Below are 1,151 nucleotides of genomic sequence, written 5' to 3'. Positions count from 1 at the left end.
GAGGACGCTGCCGATCTTGTCGCTTTCGCGCTTCAAGTCGCCCATGGCAGCGGTTGAATTGCCCACTTCCTTGGCCAGTCGCTCGATCTGCGCGATGGCTTCGCCCACCACTTTGTCACCTTCACGGGCCTGTTGGTCAGCGGCGACAGCGGCTTCGGAGGCTTCTTCGGCGTTGCGCGCGACTTCCTGCACCGTGGCGGTCATTTCATGCATGGCCGTGGCGACCTGATCGGTTTCCACTTTCTGACTGTTCACACCGGCGCTGGTCTGTTCGGTCACGGACGAAAGCTGTTCGGCGGCGCTGGCGATCTGGGTAACCCCTTCACCGATGCCACCGATCAATTGCCGCAGGCCCACGGTCATGCTCTGCATGGCGCGTTGCAGTTGGCCGAGTTCGTCGCGGCGTTCGGAGGTGAGGTTGTGGGTCAGGTCACCCGCTGCAACACGCTCCGCCACCTTCAGGGTCTGGTCGAGCGGGCCAACGATCTGCCGGGTGATGAACAAAGCGGCAATCACACCGAATAGCATCGCCAGCGCGGCGGCTGCGATCAGGACGGTCTTGGCCTGGGCAGTGTCGCGATCGCGTACGGCGGTCTGCGACACGGTGAGCTTCTGGCTGGCGTCGATCAGGATCTGGCCTTGCTCACCCATACGCTGCAGTGCGGCGCCGTTATCGAGCTGGGAGTCGCGGAATTGGCTGACTGCCGCTCGATAGAGATTCATCGAGTCGCTGGCTTGCTGGAGCTTGTCGGCGTGCTCTTCGGGCAACTGGGCTGGCAAGCGGGCCAGCAGCTTCAGGACATCAGTGATTGCATCGATGGCCGGCTGTTGGGCTTCACTTTTACCGCTGTAGGTGTAGCCACGGACCTGATAGCGGGCCTGCTGGATCGCCTTGCTCAGGGTCACGATGTTGTTGAACTGGGTGATGTCGCCACCTTGCAACAGCGCTTTTTCCACTTCGGCGACGCGGGCCACGGTGTTATCGGCGCTGGCGCCCAGCTTGCTGCGGGCATCTTCGCGACTGACGGTGGCACTGGTCATCTGGGCGAAGGCGCTTTTGTACTCGGCGACGGCGGCCAGTTGCTGGTCGATCAGCGCGATGTCGGCCGGCTGTTCGATCAATTCGCGAGCGGTTTTCAGGCCTGCATCGA

Annotated in this window: 1 protein-coding gene; it reads right to left on the bottom strand. The window is 62.5% G+C overall.

The annotated features are described in order from the left end of the window. A partial coding sequence (locus tag OC610_RS27800; RefSeq protein WP_264432766.1) for a methyl-accepting chemotaxis protein occupies nt 1-1,151 on the bottom strand: 1,151 nt, incomplete at both ends.

The sequence above is a fragment of the Pseudomonas agronomica genome, from assembly GCF_025917275.1.
In the GTDB taxonomy this organism is placed as follows: domain Bacteria; phylum Pseudomonadota; class Gammaproteobacteria; order Pseudomonadales; family Pseudomonadaceae; genus Aquipseudomonas; species Aquipseudomonas agronomica.
This window is presented reverse-complemented; position numbering and strand designations above follow the sequence as displayed.